We start from the raw sequence: 15,795 nt of genomic DNA on the forward strand, positions 1-15,795 counted from the left end.
AACGGGTTGTCCGGGCGCACCCGCCGGGGCGGGGCGGCTGCCGAAGGACCGATCCGACACCGGAGTGGATCCGCAGTGGACCCGGGGACCGTGATCGGGACGGCGCGCAGCGCTGACTGCACGATTTTAGGGGCGACCCCCGGGAGGGTCAACGCTCGGAGCCTCCCAGCGCCTGGTTGTGGCCCGATTCTCACTCTCCCTGACATCCCGTGCGGCCTTTCGTGCGGCCGACGACCCCGGCACGGCGCTATGCGCGGTCAACCCTGTGCTCCACGCCACCTGCCGGTGACTGGTCGAGCGAAGGGGACCGACCTCACCCGCTCCGTCCACACGCTCGGTCCACAATCCGCGGGCCATTGTGGAAAACTGGCCGGACCGCTGAACGCCAGGAGAGAGCATGCCGGACACGAACGTCGACGAGATCTGGGAGCGCACGCTCTCGACCCTGCGTCGCGACAGCACGGTCTCGCAGCGCGTCATCGCCCTGCTGACCCTCTCCCGCCTGATGGCCGTCGTGGCGGACACCGCCCTGCTCGCAGCGCCCTCCGTCTCGGCGAAAGAGCTGTTCGAGAACCGGATCGCCGGTTCCCTCAAGGCCGCGCTGAGCGAGTCCACCGGTCGCGACATCCGCTTCGCGGTGACCGTCGACGAGTCGCTGCTGCTCGAGGAGGACGACGAGGACGAGCTGCCGCCGGCCGCGAACCCCGTCGGCGGCGCTGCGAACTCGGCACCTACCGTCGGACGTGCACATCCTGTGGACGACGCTGTGGACAACTCCGGGCGCGGTGTCCACAGCACCCCGTTCCGCCGCGATCGGGACAGCGGGTCGGTGCTGCCCGCGAGCGATCAGCCGGGCCGGGCCGCGATGCCCGGCTCCTCCTCCGCCGCGTCGGCCGGCGCCGAGTCCGGTGCTGAGGATCCCGTCTCCCGGTTCGGCCGCGGGACGGCCGCCGACCTCCCCGGAGCCTTCGACGGCTTCTCCGCGGTCACCGGATCCTCGGCACCCTCTCCCGGGCCGGCCCCGCGGCGGGCCCCGTCGGGCACCTCGACCCTCGGCGAGGACTCGCGGCTCAACGCCAAGTACACCTTCGACACCTTCGTGATCGGCTCCTCGAACCGGTTCGCGCAGGCCGCGGCGTCGGCCGTGGCCGAGACCCCGGCGAAGGCGTACAACCCGCTGTTCATCTACGGCGGCTCAGGCCTGGGCAAGACCCATCTGCTCCACGCCGTCGGCCACTACGCCCAGAGCCTCTACCCGGACGTGGTGGTGCGCTACGTGAACTCCGAGGAGTTCACCAACGACTTCATCAACTCGGTGCAGTCCGGCCAGTTCGGCAAGGCCCAGGAGTTCCAGGCCCGCTACCGCGACATCGACATCCTGCTGATCGACGACATCCAGTTCCTACAGCGGGCGCCGGAGACGATGGAGGCGTTCTTCCACACCTTCAACTCGCTCTACAACACGGACAAGCAGATCGTGATCACCTCCGACCTGCCGCCCAAGGAGCTCGGAGGCTTCGAGGACCGGATGCGTTCCCGGTTCGAGATGGGCCTGATGACCGACGTGCAGCCGCCGGACCTCGAGACCCGCATCGCCATCCTCCGCAAGAAGGTCGCGCAGGAGAACACCGGCGAGGTGCCGCACGAGGTCCTCGAGTACATCGCCTCGCACATCGCCACCAACATCCGTGAGCTCGAGGGGGCGCTGATCCGGGTGCAGGCGCTGCACTCGCTGTCCCGGCAGCCGATGGACGTCACCCTCGCCGAGAGCGTCCTGAAGGATCTGCTCTCCCATGACGACGGGGCCCAGATCACCGCGGCGACGATCATCGCGCAGACGGCCACCTACTACGGGCTGAGCGTCGAGGAGATCATCGGCACCGGCCGGTCGCGGCGACTGGTCTCGGCGCGGCAGATCGGTATGTACCTGTGCCGCGAGTTGACGGACATGCCGCTGATCCGCATTGGCGAGGAGTTCGGCGGGCGCGACCACACCACGGTGATGCACGCGAACAAGAAGATCAGCGAGCTCATGAAGGAGCGTCGGGCGATCTTCAACCAGGTCACGGAGCTCACGGCGCGGATCAAGAGCTCGAACTCCGCGCGCTGAGCCGCTGAGGGCCCCGCAGGGAGCGACAAGGGGCAACGGGGCGCAGCGGAGAGCAGCAGCGAGCAATTGGAGAAGAACAGGCCAGGTCAGCGACCAGTTCTCCCCAACTGTGGATAACTCTGTGGACAGTGTGGATCGCGAAGCATAAGCGCAGGAGCGGTTGTGCACGGGCGAATGACAGGAATCGGTGGTCCTGGCCGATCGATGCACAACTCGCCCACGGACCGATCTCGCCGATCAACGATCCGTCCACTCTTGTCGTTCTCCGTACGACCTGCAGTGTTGCGGTGAATCCACAGGATCCACAGCTGTGAAGAAGAGGACTGTAGTTCAGTGCTCGTCGGGGATGTGGATGCGCGGACGGTGCCGAAACGCCGTCGGGACGGAGCCGAGACGCACGGATCCGACGACTCGGGCGAGCAGCCTGCGGGCGCCGAGAGCCGCGACTGTCAAGGATCACGACCGGTGTGTCGGCGGCATCGCGAGGAAACCGATACGCTGTCCCCCGATCTGGCATTCGACCACTGCGAAGGAGTGGCAACGGTGAAGTTCCACCTCGACCGCGGCGTCCTCGGCGACGCCGTCACCTGGGCCACCCGCACCCTCCCCGTCCGTCCGGCGATGCCGATCCTGCAGGGCGTGCGGATCGTCGCCGACGCGAGCGGCGAGCTGCAGCTCTCGACCTTCGACTACGAGGTCAGCGCGCAGATCCGGCTCGATGCCGAGGTCGAGCAGCCCGGTGAGGTCCTGGTCCAGGGGCGCATGCTCTCGGACATCGTCCGCGCCCTGCCGAACAAGGACGTCTCGATCGCCCTCGAGGGCACGAAGCTCCAGGTCCGCTGCGGCAGCGCCCGCTTCGCCCTCGCGACCCTGCCCGTCGAGGAGTACCCGCAGCTGCCGGCCATGCCGCCGGTCGCCGGCTCCGTCGCGGCGGACGTCTTCGCCGAGGCGATCTCCCAGGTCACCGTCGCCGCCTCCAAGGACGACACCCTCCCGCTGCTCACCGGCGTGAAGGTCGAGATCGCGGGCGAGACCATGACTCTGATGGCCACCGACCGCTACCGCCTGGCGCTGCGCGAGCTGACCTGGAACCCCTCGACTCCGGGCACGGAGCTCACCGCCCTCGTGCGCGGCCGCACCCTGCACGAGGTGGCACGCTCGATGTCCACCGGCGGGAGCGTCGAGATCGCCCTGACCGAGGACTCCTCCGCGAACCTGATCGGTTTCGAGGCCGGCGGCCGGCGCACCACCTCGACCCTGGTCGACGGCGAGTACCCGCCCGTGCGCCGCCTCTTCCCCGACACCACCGCCATCACCGCCGTTGTCGCGACCGGCGCGCTGATCGACGCGGTCAAGCGCGTCTCCCTCGTGGCCGAGCGCAACACCCCCGTGCGACTGTCCTTCACCGAGGGCCAGGTCGCCCTCGAGGCCGGCGCCGGTGACGACGCCCAGGCGAGCGAGGTGCTCGAGGCACAGCTCGAGGGCGAGGACCTCGTGGTCGGCTTCAACTCCGGCTTCCTGCTCGACGGCCTCGGCGCCCTGGGCACCGAGTTCGCGCGGCTGACCTTCACCGACTCCATCAAGCCGTCGGTGATGAGCGGTCAGGACTCCCTCGAGGGAGCCCCCGACACCTCGTACAAGTACCTGATCATGCCGATGCGGATCTGAGCGCGGGAGCTCCTCCTCCGTGCAGCTGACCGCCCTCGATCTCACCGACTTCCGCTCCTACCAGCGCCTCGAGCTGCCCGTGCAGAGCGGGATCACGGTCCTGGTGGGTCCGAACGGCCAGGGCAAGACCAATGTCGTCGAGGCCCTCTGGTACCTCGCGACCCTGTCCAGCCACCGGGTCCCGCACGATGCCGCGCTCGTCCACCGCGGCTCGGCGACCGCGATCATCCGCGCGAGCCTCCTTCGCGCCGGGCGGCCCCTCCAGGTCGACCTCGAGATCACCCCGGGCCGCTCCAATCGGGCCCGGGTCCAGGGGCAGAACGTCTCCCGTCTCCGCGACCTCCTCGGCGAGGTCCGAGCCGTGCTCTTCGCCCCCGAGGACCTCGGCCTGGTCAAGGGGGATCCCGAGGGGCGACGCCGCTTCCTCGACGAGCTCCTCTTCGAGATCGCCCCGCGCTTCGCCGGCGTGAAGGCGGACTACGACCGCGTGCTCAAGCAGCGCTCGAACCTCCTCAAGCAGATGCGCTCGATGCGCCGCGGCGGCAGCGGGCGCAGCGTCGGCGGGCTCGACCCGGCGGAGTCCGCGGCGAGCACCCTCGAGGTCTGGGACCAGCAGCTCGCCCGCTTCGGCGCCGAGCTGCTGCGCGCGCGACTGCACCTGGTCAACCGGCTGCGTCCGCATCTCGGCTACTCCTACCTGCGGGTCGCGACCGACGAGGGCGCCGAGCAGTCGCTCGACCTGCCGCCCGGGCAGCGCGGCGAGGTGACGTCCCCCGCCGACGTCGCCTACCGGTCGGCCGTCCTGGACCATCTCGGCACCGCGCCCGGGGAGCTGCCCGGCACCCGGGAGATCCACGACGCCCTGCTGGCGCTGCTCGCCGAGCGCCACGAGGAGGAGATCGACCGCGGGGTGACCCTCGCCGGCCCCCATCGCGACGACCTCGAGATCCGCCTGCACGACTTCCCCGCCAAGGGCTATGCGAGCCACGGCGAGTCCTGGTCGCTGGCCCTCGCCCTGCGGCTCGCCAGCTACGACCTGCTGCGTCTCGAGGAGGGGGACCTCGGCGACGGGGAGCCGATCCTCATCCTCGACGACGTCTTCAGCGAGCTCGACGTGCACCGGCGCGAGCGCCTGGGCCGCATCGTCACCGGCGCCTCGCAGGTGCTGATCACGACCGCCAACGACAGCGACATCCCGGACTCCCTCACCGGCGAGATCCACCTGGTCGACGTCACCCTCGGCGCGGCCGTCCCGCGGACGAGCGGCTCCTGGTGAGCACCCGATGACCGAGCACCCGGCCGCCTCGCGCCGTCCCCGGCTCGCGAATCCGTACGACCTCTCCACCTGGAGTGGGGCGCCCCGGCCGGAGCCGACAGACGAGGATCCCGTCCGGGAGGACCGCTCCCGTGAGGTCCCTGTCCGTGAGGTCCCGGCTCGGCCGGATCGCCCTCGGGCGGATCGCGGACCCGCGGCCGGCGAGGACCCCGTCGACCCGCCTGCGCCCCCCGTGCCGTCGGACCCCTTCGAGTTGGCCCGCCGCACCGTGAACCGCTCCCGCGCCGCCGCCCGCGACCGCGGCCTCTACCCGATCTCGGCGAAGACACAGGCCCGTGACGTGCGCGATCGCTCCACGAGGGCGCCCGGCTACTCCGGCGCCCGGCCCGATCCCCGCGACCCGCAGGGCATCGAGTCGGTGCTGCGCAAGGTCCTCGGGAACCTGGGTTGGACCGCGGGGATGAACACCGGGCGCGTGCTCGAGGAGTGGGACGAGATCGTCGGCGAGCGGATCAGCACCCACTGCCGCCCCGTCTCCTTCGAGGACGGGGTGCTCGTGGTGAGCGCCTCCTCCTCCGCCTGGGCCTCCCAGCTGCGCCTGCTCACCCCGCAGCTGATCACCACGATCGAGGAGCACGTCGGCTCGCACGTGGTCTCCGAGCTGCGGGTCACCGGCCCGGCCGCCTCCCAGCGCACCTGGAAGAAGGGCCGCCGCACCGTGACCTGGAGGGGACCGCGCGACACCTACGGGTGACCCGCTCTCGCCGCCGTTCATCCCGGGTCATGCCCGCGAGGCGCCCTGGTCCGGACTGCTACCGTGGTCGGCGACGAGCTGAGAAGCTCGCGTGCACTGGGGTCGGTGAAATTCCGAGCCGGCGGTGACAGTCCGCGACCCGATGGCCTCTGGCCCTCGGTTGACCAGGTGGAACTCCTGGACCGACGGTGAGAGTCCGGATGGGAAGCGCACGCGATGTCGCCCTGTGGCGACCGCTCGGCGTCCCCTCGCGGGACGCCGCGGTCCCCGTGCAGGGCGACGTCCCGACGCCCCTTCGTCCGGTCCGTGAGCGACCGACCGGAGGAGCGCACATGATCACCCCCGCTGAGGAGCGAGCGCTCGAGCGCGCGCTCGACCTCGCCCCCGGCCCGCCGGGGAGCGATCCCGTCCCGGCCGGACCGAACCCCCGCGTGGGCTGCGTGATCCTCTCCGCCGACGGCGAGGTGCTGGCCGAGGGATGGCATCGCGGGGCGGGCACCGCCCACGCCGAGGTCGACGCGCTGTCCCGGCTCGGCGGCCCTGCCCCCGGCGGGACCGCTGTCGTGACCCTCGAGCCCTGCGCCCACCGCGGACGCACCGGACCCTGCACCGAGGCCCTGCTCGCAGCCGGGATCCGGCGCGTCGTCATCGCCCGCCGGGACCCGAACCCCCTCGCCGCGGGCGGACTCGAGCGTCTGCGCTCCGCCGGGATCGAGGTCGAGCTGGTCCCCGCCGGGCCGCCCCACGACCGCGCCCTGGAGCTCCTGCGCGGCTGGGAGCACGGGCTGATCCACTCCCGCCCCCTCGTCACCGGGAAACTCGCCCTCACCCTCGACGGCCGCATCGCGGCGGCCGACGGAACGAGCCGCTGGATCACCGGGGAGGCCGCGCGCGCCGAGGTCCACGAGCTGCGGGAGCGCTGCGACGCGGTGCTCGTCGGCACCGGCACCGCCCGCGCGGATCGCCCCCGGCTCACCACGCGCACGGCCGACGGCGCCCCCATTCGGCGCCAGCCGCTGCGCGCCGTCATGGGGCGGACGGCCCGCGTCGAGCTGCTCGCCCCCGACCCGGCGGCGGGCCCGGCCCTCGCGCTGCCCACCCGTGATCCCGCCGCAGCGCTCGCCGAGCTCTTCGCCCGCGGCGTCCGCCAGGTGCTCGTCGAGGGCGGCGCGATCCTCGCCGCCGCCTTCCTGGGGGAGGGGCTGGTCGACGAACTGATCGTCCACCTCGCCCCCACCTTCCTCGGCGCCGGCACCCCCGCCGTCGCGGACCTCGGCATCACCACCCTCGCCGACCGGCTCGACCTCGAGCTGGTCGAGGCCCGCCCCCTGACCTCGGCGGACGGTCGCACCGACCTCCGCCTCCTGCTGCGCCCCCGCGCGGCGTGACCCCCGAAAGGACCGCCATGTTCACCGGAATCATCGAGGAGCTCGGCACGATCGAATCCCTCGAGCACCCCCAGGAGGTCCCCGCGGATCCGTCGGCCCCAGGCCGCCCCGCGCGCCTGCGGATCCGCTCGCCCCACGTGCTCGAGGGGATCCGCCTCGGCGACTCGATCGCCGTCGACGGCTGCTGCCTGACCGTCACCTCCCACGACGGGACCACCTGGACCGCCGACGTCATCGCGACCACCCTCGCCGCGACGGCCCTCGGCTCCCGCGCACCCGGCGACCGGGTCAACCTCGAGCGCTGCGTGCGGGCCGACGGGCGGCTCGACGGACACATCGTCCAGGGCCACGTCGACGGCATCGGCCGGATCACCGGTCGCACCGAGGCGGGCGGCACGACCCTCCTGCGCCTCGAGCTCCCGGACGGCCTCGAGCGGTACGTCGTGGACCGCGGCTCCCTCGCCGTCGACGGGGTGAGCCTGACCGTCGCGGGGATCACCGGCGCGGAGGTCAGCATCGGCCTGATCCCCGAGACCCTCGACCGCACCACCCTCGGCCGGCGGACCGTGGGCGACGTGGTCAATCTCGAGGTGGACGTGCTGGCGAAGTACGTCGAGCGGCTCGCCGGCCGGCTGCTGCCGACGGGGGCGGACCGATGAGCGGCCTGCGCCTGGACCCCGTCGGCCGTGCCGTGGAGGAGATCGCGGCCGGTCGATCGGTGGTCGTGGTCGACGATGCCGATCGCGAGAACGAGGGCGACCTGATCCTCGCCGCCGAGTGCGCCACCCCCGAGCTGATCGCCTTCGCGGTGCGCCACTCGAGCGGGCTGCTCTGCGCGCCGATGGAGGCCGCACGGGCCGACCGGCTCGAGCTGCCGCTCATGGTCGAGCACAGCACCGACCCCCTGCGCACCGCGTACACCGTGAGCGTCGACGCCGCCGCCGGTGTCACCACCGGCATCTCGGCCGCGGACCGCGCCCGCACCCTCCGCGTGCTCGGCGGGGCGGGAACCTGCGCCGCCGATCTCATCCGCCCCGGGCACGTGCTGCCGCTGCGCGCTCGACCGGGCGGGGTGCTCGAGCGTCGCGGACACACCGAGGCCGCGGTCGACCTCGCCCGCCTCGCGGGACGCGAGGCCGTGGGGATGATCGTCGAGCTGGTCCACGACGACGGGACGATGATGCGCGGTCCGGCGCTGCGGGACTTCGCCGACCGGCACGGCCTGGCCCTGATCTCGATCGAGGCCCTCGTCGCCCATCGCCGGGAGATCGAGGAGACCGACCTGCTGGTCGTCGAGGAATCCGCCCTGCAGGTCACCGCACCGGTCCCGCTGCCCACGCCGCACGGCCTCTTCTCGGCGCTCGCCGTGACCGACGGCGCCGCCGAGCACCTCGTGCTCGTCCTCGGCGAGGTCGACGCGCCGGGGCCGGTCCTCACCCGGGTGCACTCCGAGTGCGTCACCGGGGATGTGCTCCGCTCGCACCGCTGCGACTGCGGCCCGCAGCTGCAGGAGTCCCTCGCCCGGATCGCCGACCGCGGCCGCGGCGTGCTCGTGCTGCTGCGCGGCCACGAGGGGCGGGGCATCGGCCTCGCGCAGAAGCTGCGGGCCTACGCCCTGCAGGATGCCGGCCGCGACACCGTCGAGGCGAACCTCGACCTGGGCCTGCCCGTCGACGCCCGCGACTTCTCCGTCGTGCCGCGGATCCTCGCGCACCTCGGCGTCGGCGCGGTCGACCTGCTGACCCACAACCCCGAGAAGATCGAGGCGCTGCGCGCCGGCGGGGTCGACGTGCACGGCGTCGTCGACCTCGACCCCCACCCCACCCCCGAGAACCTCACCTATCTCACCACCAAGCGGGACCGCCTGGGGCATCGCCTGATCGGCCTCCCCTCGACCCACACCCTCACGAACGGAGACCCCTCATGAGCGGACACGGCGCCCCCGCCCCGCAGCTCACCGCCCGCCCCGGCACCCGACTCGCCGTCGTCGCCGCCTCCTGGCACCGCGAGGTGATGGACGGCCTGCTCGCCGGCGCGCTCGCTGCGGCCCGCGAGGCCGGCGTCGAACCGACGGTGGTGCGCGTCCCCGGATCCTTCGAGCTGCCGGTGGTCGCGGACCGGCTCGCCCGCACCCACGACGCGGTCGCGGCGCTCGGCGTCGTGATCCGCGGCGGGACCCCGCACTTCGACTACGTGTGCGCGGCGGCGACCGACGGGCTCTCCCGGGTCGCCCTGGACCACGGCGTCCCCGTCGGCTTCGGCTTGCTGACCTGCGACGACGAGGAGCAGGCGCGTGATCGCGCCGGGCTTCCCGGATCCCGCGAGGACAAGGGGCGCGAGGCGGTCGCGGCGGCTCTGGAGACGGCCGCGGTCCTCGCCGCGCTCTGATCCGGCGGCGGATTCCCCTGCGGCTCGGGGGCGGCTCGGTGACGGCTCGGTCACCGTCCAGTCATCGTCTTGGGGGTCGCGACCGCAGACGCGCCTGTGCCGCGCGAGGGGGTCGGGAGGTGTACGGGACCTCGTCCGAGGACCCCCGGACCCCGTCCAGAGGCCGTTCCAGGCCGCCTGGGAGGCTCTCCGCGGTGACTTCTCCACAGGAACGGGGCGTCGAATAGGTTTCACGCCCCTCCTCCGATAGAATCGGCGGAGGTTCGGCCGACGTCCCTGACGTCCCGGTGGACTGCGAAGCCGTCGGTTCGAGCACAGCGGCCTCCGGGGCCCGCGCGCGCGTGCGCGCGAGGACTCCGCGGGCCGTTCGCGCGTCGGACCGCGGGCCGCTCCCCGTGCCCGGTCGAACCGCCCCCGGTCGCTCTCCCGACCGGGGACCGAGGACAGCGAGGAGCCACACCAGGTGAGCGACAGCGACCGACCCATGCCCGAGCAGGACGCGCCCCAGGGCGTGCCGGATCCCGTCCCCGCGGCGGAGCCGGCGCCGGATCCCGGACTCAGCGCGGGCGAGAAGGCGGCACGCTCCCCCGAGCACTACGACGCCTCGGACATCACCGTCCTCGAGGGACTCGAGGCGGTCCGCAAGCGCCCCGGCATGTACATCGGTTCCACCGGGGAGCGCGGCCTGCACCACATGGTGCAGGAGATCGTCGACAACTCCGTGGACGAGGCCATGGCCGGTCACGGCGACTCCATCGAGGTGTACCTGCTGGCCGACGGCGGCGTGCGCGTCGTCGACCACGCCCGCGGCATCCCCGTCGCCATGCACCCCACCGAGAACAAGCCCGCGGTCGAGCTGGTCCTCACCGTGCTGCACGCCGGCGGCAAGTTCGGCGGCGGCGGCTACGCCGTCTCGGGCGGTCTGCACGGCGTGGGCTCCTCCGTGGTCAACGCCCTGTCCACCCGGATGGAGGTCGAGATCCGCCGCGACGGCCACGTGTGGCGCCAGGCCTACGCCCGCGGCGTGCCCGAGGCCCCGCTGGACAAGGGCGAGGCGTCCGACGAGACCGGCACCACCATCACCTTCTGGGCCGATGACGAGATCTTCGACGAGACCGTCTACGACTTCGAGACCCTGCGCAAGCGGTTCCAGCAGATGGCCTTCCTCAACAAGGGACTGCGCATCGCGCTGACCGACGAGCGCACCCCCGATGCGCAGGACGAGGAGGACGCCGACCTCGTCGACGTCGAGCTCGAGGCCGAGGGCAAGCAGACCGGACCCCGCACCGTCGCCTACCGCTACGAGCGCGGCCTGCAGGACTTCGTCGAGTTCATCAACTCCGCCAAGCGCGCCGAGGTGATCCACCCCGAGGTGATCTCCTTCGAGGCCGAGGACACCGACGCCCACATCAGCGTCGAGGTCGCGATGCAGTGGACCGGCTCCTACTCCGAGTCCGTGCACACCTACGCCAACACCATCAACACCCATGAGGGCGGCACCCACGAGGAGGGCTTCCGCAGCGCGCTGACCGCGATCGTCAACCGCTACGGCAAGGCCCAGGGCATCCTCAAGGAGAAGGACGCCAACCTCACCGGCGAGGACATCCGCGAGGGCCTCACCGCCGTCGTGTCCGTGAAGCTCGGCGAGCCCCAGTTCGAGGGCCAGACCAAGACCAAGCTGGGCAACACCATCGCCCGCACCTTCATGGTCAAGGTGATGACAGACCAGCTCACCGACTGGTTCGGCTCCCACCCCGCGGAGGCCAAGGCCATCGTCGCCAAGAGCCAGGCCTCGGCGCTCGCCCGCGAGGCCGCGCGCAAGGCCCGCGAGGCGACCCGCCGCAAGTCCCCGCTGGAGACCGGCGGCATGCCCGGCAAGCTGCGCGACTGCTCGAGCCGCAACCCCTCCGAGTGCGAGATCTTCATCGTCGAGGGCGACTCCGCGGGCGGCTCCGCCGTGCAGGGCCGCGACCCGCGCACGCAGGCGATCCTCCCCATCCGCGGCAAGATCCTCAACGTCGAGAAGGCGCGGCTCGACCGGGCCCTGGACAACCAGGAGGTCCGCTCGCTGATCACCGCCTTCGGCACCGGCATCGGCGAGGACTTCGACGCGACCAAGCTGCGCTACCACAAGATCATCCTGATGGCCGACGCCGACGTCGACGGCCAGCACATCTGCACCCTACTGCTGACCCTGCTGTTCCGGTACATGCGGCCGCTCATCGAGATGGGCCACGTGTTCATCGCGATGCCGCCGCTGTACCGCCTGAAGTGGTCCAACGCCCCGCACGAGTACGTCTTCAGCGACGCCGAGCGGGACGAGCGGATGACCGCCGGCCGCGCGGCCGGGCGCCGTATCCCCAAGGACAACGGCATCCAGCGCTACAAGGGTCTCGGCGAGATGGACTGGAAGGAACTGCAGTCCACCACCATGGACCGCGAGTCCCGCACCCTCAAGCAGGTCACCGTGGACGAGGCCGCCGACGCCGACACCATCTTCTCCGTGCTGATGGGCGACGACGTCGAGTCCCGGCGCCGCTTCATCCAGGAGAACGCCAAGGACGTCCGCTTCCTCGACATCTGACCGTCGGCCCCGGCGCAGCGCCCCGCGCGCCCGGGACCCGTCCCCAGATCCGGCCCCACCCGAAAGGCCTTCCCTGCCATGAGCGACACCCCGCAGGACCCGACCGTTCCCGAGAACGGCTCCGAGCAGAACCCCTCCGCCGACTCCCCGTCGGCCGACTCCCCGTCGGCAGCCGGCACCCCCGCCCCGCCCGCCGGACCGACGCCCGACGGCGCCACCGAGTTGAGCGCGGCCGAGGCCGCCGACCGGACCGTCACCCTCGTCGATCCCCTCGACGACGGGGAGGTCGACCGCATCACCCAGGTCGACCTCAACCACGAGATGCAGCGCTCGTACCTCGACTACGCGATGAGCGTGATCGTCTCCCGCGCGCTGCCCGACGTGCGCGACGGCCTCAAGCCCGTGCACCGCCGCATCGTCTACGCGATGTACGACGGCGGCTACCGCCCCGACCGCTCCTTCTCGAAGTGCGCGAAGGTCGTCGGCGAGGTCATGGGCAACTACCACCCCCACGGCGACACCGCGATCTACGACGCCATGGTGCGCCTCGTGCAGCCGTGGTCGATGCGCTACCCGCTGATCCTCGGCCAGGGCAACTTCGGCTCCGCCGGCGACGACGGCGCGGCCGCCCCCCGGTACACCGAGTGCAAGATGGCGCCGCTCGCCCTCGAGCTGGTCCGCGACATCGACCAGGACACCGTGGACATGCAGGGCAACTACGACAACACCGTCGACGAGCCCTCCGTGCTGCCCGCCCGCTTCCCGAACCTGCTGGTCAACGGCTCCGCCGGCATCGCCGTGGGCATGGCCACGAACATCCCGCCGCACAACCTGCGCGAGGTCGCCGAGGCCGTCCAGTGGCTGCTGCAGAACCACGAGGCGACCAAGCCGGAGCTGCTCGAGGCGTGCCTGCGGTTCATCAAGGGCCCCGACTTCCCGACCGGCGCCACCATCGTGGGCACCAAGGGCATCGAGGAGGCGTACCGCACCGGCCGCGGCTCCATCACCCAGCGCGCCGTGGTCTCCACCGAGGAGATCAACGGGCGCATGGCGCTCGTCGTCACCGAGCTGCCGTACCAGGTCAACCCCGACACCCTGGCCCGCAAGATCGCGGAGATGGTCAAGCTCGGCAAGATCCAGGGCATCGCCGACATCACCGACGAGACCTCGGGCCGCACCGGTCAGCGCCTGGTGATCACCCTCAAGCGCGACGCCGTGGCGAAGGTGGTGCTGAACAACCTCTACAAGCACACCCAGCTGCAGGAGAACTTCTCCGCGAACATGCTCGCGCTCGCGAACGGCGTGCCGCGGACCCTGTCGATCGACTCCTTCGTGCGCGAGTGGACGAAGCACCAGATCGACGTCATCGTGCGCCGCACCCGCTTCCGGCTGAAGAAGGCCGAGGAGCAGATCCACATCTACCGCGGCTACCTCAAGGCGCTCGACGCGCTCGACGAGGTCATCGCCCTGATCCGCCGCTCGCCCGACGCGGACCAGGCGCGCACCGGTCTGATGGAGCTGCTGGAGATCGACGAGGTCCAGGCCAACGCCATCCTCGCCATGCAGCTGCGCCGCCTGGCCGCCCTCGAGCGGCAGCAGATCATCGAGCGCCACGACGAGCTGCAGGCCCTCATCGAGGAGTACGAGGCGATCCTCGCCGACCCGGCACGGCAGCGGCAGATCGTCTCCGAGGAGCTCACGGAGATCGTCGACAAGTACGGCGACGACCGCCGCACCCGGATCCTGCCCTTCGACGGCGACATGTCGATGGAGGACCTCATCCCCGAGGAGGACGTGGTCGTCACCATCACCCGCGGCGGGTACGTCAAGCGCACCCGCGCCGACCAGTACCGCGCGCAGAAGCGCGGCGGGAAGGGCGTGCGCGGCGCCTCGCTGCGGGCCGACGACGTGGTGGAGCACTTCTTCACCACCACCACGCACCGCTGGCTGCTGTTCTTCACCAACCAGGGTCGCGTCTACCGCGCCAAGGGCTACGAGATGCCGGAGGCTCCGCGCGACTCGAAGGGCCAGCACATCGCGAACCTCATGGCCTTCCAGCCGGACGAGCGCATCGCCTCGGTCCTCGCGATCGACAGCTACGAGGACGCCCAGTACCTCGTGCTCGCGACCCGCTCCGGGCTCGTGAAGAAGACCGCCATGACCGCCTTCGACTCGAACCGCACCGGCGGCATCATCGCCATCAACCTGCGCGACGTCGACGGTCCCGACGGCACCCGCCCGGACCGCGTGATCGCCGCCCGCGCGGTCGACGCCGACGACCACCTGCTGCTCGTCTCCCGCAACGGCCAGTCCGTGCGCTTCCCCGCCGAGGACGAGGTGCTGCGCCCCACCGGCCGCGCCACCTCCGGCGTCACCGGCATGAAGTTCCGCCACGACGACGAGCTGCTCGCCATGGACGTGGTCCGTCCTGACCGATTCGTGGTCACGGTGACCGACGGCGGCTTCGCCAAGCGCACCTCGGTCGACGAGTACCGGGTGCAGGGTCGCGGCGGCCTCGGCATCCGCGTCGCCAAGCTGCCCGACGACCGCGGCCACCTGGTCGGCGCCGCGGTGGTCGACGAGACCGACGAGCTGCTGGTCGTCATGGAGCGCGGCCGCGTGGTCCGCTCCAAGGTGGCCGAGGTGCCGCCGAAGGGCCGCACCACCATGGGCGTCACCTTCGCCAAGCCTGACGCGGGCGACCGCATCCTGCTCGTCACCACGAGCCCCGAGTCCGAGGAGGACCTCGAAGAAGCTGCCGGGGCCGCCGGGGCCGACGTGGTTGAGGGTGCCGACGTGGTTGCTGTGGCCGAGGGGGACGCCGGGGCCGACGGAGATGCTGTGGAGATCTCCGCGGCCGACGGCGACGCCTCCGCGCCCGCGGACAGCGATGATCTAGGCTCGGATCCGTCCGCCCCGTCCCCCGCGGGTGACGACGAGAACGAGGAGTGACCCCCATGAGCTCGAGCGACTCGAGGACGACCACGTCCGCCGAGGAGACGTCCAAGATGCCCGTGGTCGAGGATTCCGCGAGCTCGTCCCGCACCGGGAAGGGCTCCGGGAGCTCCGCGAAGGGTTCCGGGAGCACCTCGAAGGGCTCGGGGAACGCCGCGAAGGGCGCGAGCCGCAGCCCCGTCAAGGCGGCGGCGAGTCCCTCGACCTGTGAGCGCCGCGGCCCGCGCCGTGTGCGTCTGACCCTCTCGCGGATCGACCCGTTCTCCGTGATGAAGCTGTCGCTGCTGATCGGCATCGCCATCGGCATCGCGACCGTGGTGGCCGTCGCGCTGCTGTGGAACCTGGTGGACGCGGTGGGCCTGTGGGCCTCCATCGACCAGCTCGGCCGCGACCTCAACAGCGGGGACCCGCTGCCCTTCATGACCTTTTTCGAGTTCGAGAAGTTCTTTTCCTACGGCGTGATCGTGGCCGTGGTGAACGTCGTGATCATCACCGCGCTCGGTACGCTGCTGGCCTTCCTCTACAACCTCGTCGCCGCACTGCTCGGCGGCCTCCGGATGACCTTCACCGACGAGTGACGCCCGGGGCCCCGCCTCACCCCGCACCACGGCGCCTGAGGGAGCATGTTCTGGGGAAAATAGGCCCCTAGGGGTCCGCGTGTGGTGTGGGGGG

11 protein-coding genes and 1 riboswitch are annotated in these 15,795 nt (G+C 71.6%); all 11 genes read left to right on the forward strand.

The features are described from left to right. Positions 1 to 397: 397 nt before the first annotated feature. Complete coding sequence (gene dnaA, locus V1258_RS08980; protein WP_329749320.1) at positions 398 to 2,110, forward strand: chromosomal replication initiator protein DnaA; 1,713 nt, start codon at positions 398 to 400, stop codon at positions 2,108 to 2,110. Between the two features lie 543 nt (positions 2,111 to 2,653). Then, a complete protein-coding gene (dnaN, locus tag V1258_RS08985) occupies positions 2,654 to 3,778 on the forward strand; it encodes a DNA polymerase III subunit beta (RefSeq protein ID WP_329745937.1) in 1,125 nt (374 codons plus the stop codon). A gap of 19 nt (positions 3,779 to 3,797) precedes the next feature. Continuing rightward, positions 3,798 to 5,054 (forward strand): DNA replication/repair protein RecF, encoded by a 1,257-nt coding sequence (recF, locus tag V1258_RS08990; RefSeq protein ID WP_329745936.1) that lies wholly within the window; start codon positions 3,798 to 3,800, stop codon positions 5,052 to 5,054. Between the two features lie 7 nt (positions 5,055 to 5,061). Further along, positions 5,062 to 5,808, forward strand: coding sequence for a DUF721 domain-containing protein (locus tag V1258_RS08995; RefSeq protein WP_329749321.1), 747 nt, complete (start codon positions 5,062 to 5,064; stop codon positions 5,806 to 5,808). A gap of 87 nt (positions 5,809 to 5,895) precedes the next feature. Beyond that, a riboswitch (FMN riboswitch) is annotated at positions 5,896 to 6,025 on the forward strand. A gap of 115 nt (positions 6,026 to 6,140) precedes the next feature. Continuing rightward, positions 6,141 to 7,196, forward strand: coding sequence for a bifunctional diaminohydroxyphosphoribosylaminopyrimidine deaminase/5-amino-6-(5-phosphoribosylamino)uracil reductase RibD (ribD, locus tag V1258_RS09000; RefSeq protein WP_329749322.1), 1,056 nt, complete (start codon positions 6,141 to 6,143; stop codon positions 7,194 to 7,196). Positions 7,197 to 7,213: 17 nt separating this feature from the next. Next, the gene (locus tag V1258_RS09005; protein ID WP_329749323.1) at positions 7,214 to 7,855 is read left to right on the forward strand and encodes a riboflavin synthase; all 642 of its coding nucleotides are present in this window, start codon (positions 7,214 to 7,216) and stop codon (positions 7,853 to 7,855) included. After that, a complete protein-coding gene (gene ribB, locus V1258_RS09010) occupies positions 7,852 to 9,123 on the forward strand; it encodes a 3,4-dihydroxy-2-butanone-4-phosphate synthase (RefSeq protein ID WP_329749324.1) in 1,272 nt (423 codons plus the stop codon). Before V1258_RS09005 ends, ribB begins: the two co-directional genes overlap by 4 nt. Further along, a complete protein-coding gene (ribH, locus tag V1258_RS09015; protein WP_329745931.1) occupies positions 9,120 to 9,584 on the forward strand; it encodes a 6,7-dimethyl-8-ribityllumazine synthase in 465 nt (154 codons plus the stop codon). The genes ribB and ribH overlap by 4 nt, the downstream gene beginning before the upstream one ends. A gap of 484 nt (positions 9,585 to 10,068) precedes the next feature. Beyond that, positions 10,069 to 12,168 (forward strand): DNA topoisomerase (ATP-hydrolyzing) subunit B, encoded by a 2,100-nt coding sequence (gene gyrB / locus V1258_RS09020; RefSeq protein WP_442878604.1) that lies wholly within the window; start codon positions 10,069 to 10,071, stop codon positions 12,166 to 12,168. A gap of 78 nt (positions 12,169 to 12,246) precedes the next feature. After that, entirely contained in the window at positions 12,247 to 15,120 is a 2,874-nt protein-coding gene (gene gyrA, locus V1258_RS09025) for a DNA gyrase subunit A (protein ID WP_329749326.1), read from the forward strand. A gap of 5 nt (positions 15,121 to 15,125) precedes the next feature. After that, positions 15,126 to 15,701, forward strand: coding sequence for a DUF3566 domain-containing protein (locus V1258_RS09030; protein WP_329749327.1), 576 nt, complete (start codon positions 15,126 to 15,128; stop codon positions 15,699 to 15,701). Positions 15,702 to 15,795 lie beyond the last annotated feature (94 nt).

The organism is Brachybacterium sp. J153 (assembly GCF_036311905.1).
Taxonomy (GTDB): domain Bacteria; phylum Actinomycetota; class Actinomycetes; order Actinomycetales; family Dermabacteraceae; genus Brachybacterium.

Bases quoted from the DNA above. Each gene is read 5' to 3' on its own strand.
- ribD (WP_329749322.1), top strand. From the start codon at position 6,141: ATGATCACCCCCGCTGAGGAGCGAGCGCTCGAGCGCGCGCTCGACCTC.
- gyrB (WP_442878604.1), top strand. From the start codon at position 10,069: ATGCCCGAGCAGGACGCGCCCCAGGGCGTGCCGGATCCCGTCCCCGCG.
- V1258_RS08995 (WP_329749321.1), top strand. From the start codon at position 5,062: ATGACCGAGCACCCGGCCGCCTCGCGCCGTCCCCGGCTCGCGAATCCG.
- ribB (WP_329749324.1), top strand. From the start codon at position 7,852: ATGAGCGGCCTGCGCCTGGACCCCGTCGGCCGTGCCGTGGAGGAGATC.
- V1258_RS09030 (WP_329749327.1), top strand. From the start codon at position 15,126: ATGAGCTCGAGCGACTCGAGGACGACCACGTCCGCCGAGGAGACGTCC.
- ribH (WP_329745931.1), top strand. From the start codon at position 9,120: ATGAGCGGACACGGCGCCCCCGCCCCGCAGCTCACCGCCCGCCCCGGC.
- gyrA (WP_329749326.1), top strand. From the start codon at position 12,247: ATGAGCGACACCCCGCAGGACCCGACCGTTCCCGAGAACGGCTCCGAG.
- dnaA (WP_329749320.1), top strand. From the start codon at position 398: ATGCCGGACACGAACGTCGACGAGATCTGGGAGCGCACGCTCTCGACC.
- V1258_RS09005 (WP_329749323.1), top strand. From the start codon at position 7,214: ATGTTCACCGGAATCATCGAGGAGCTCGGCACGATCGAATCCCTCGAG.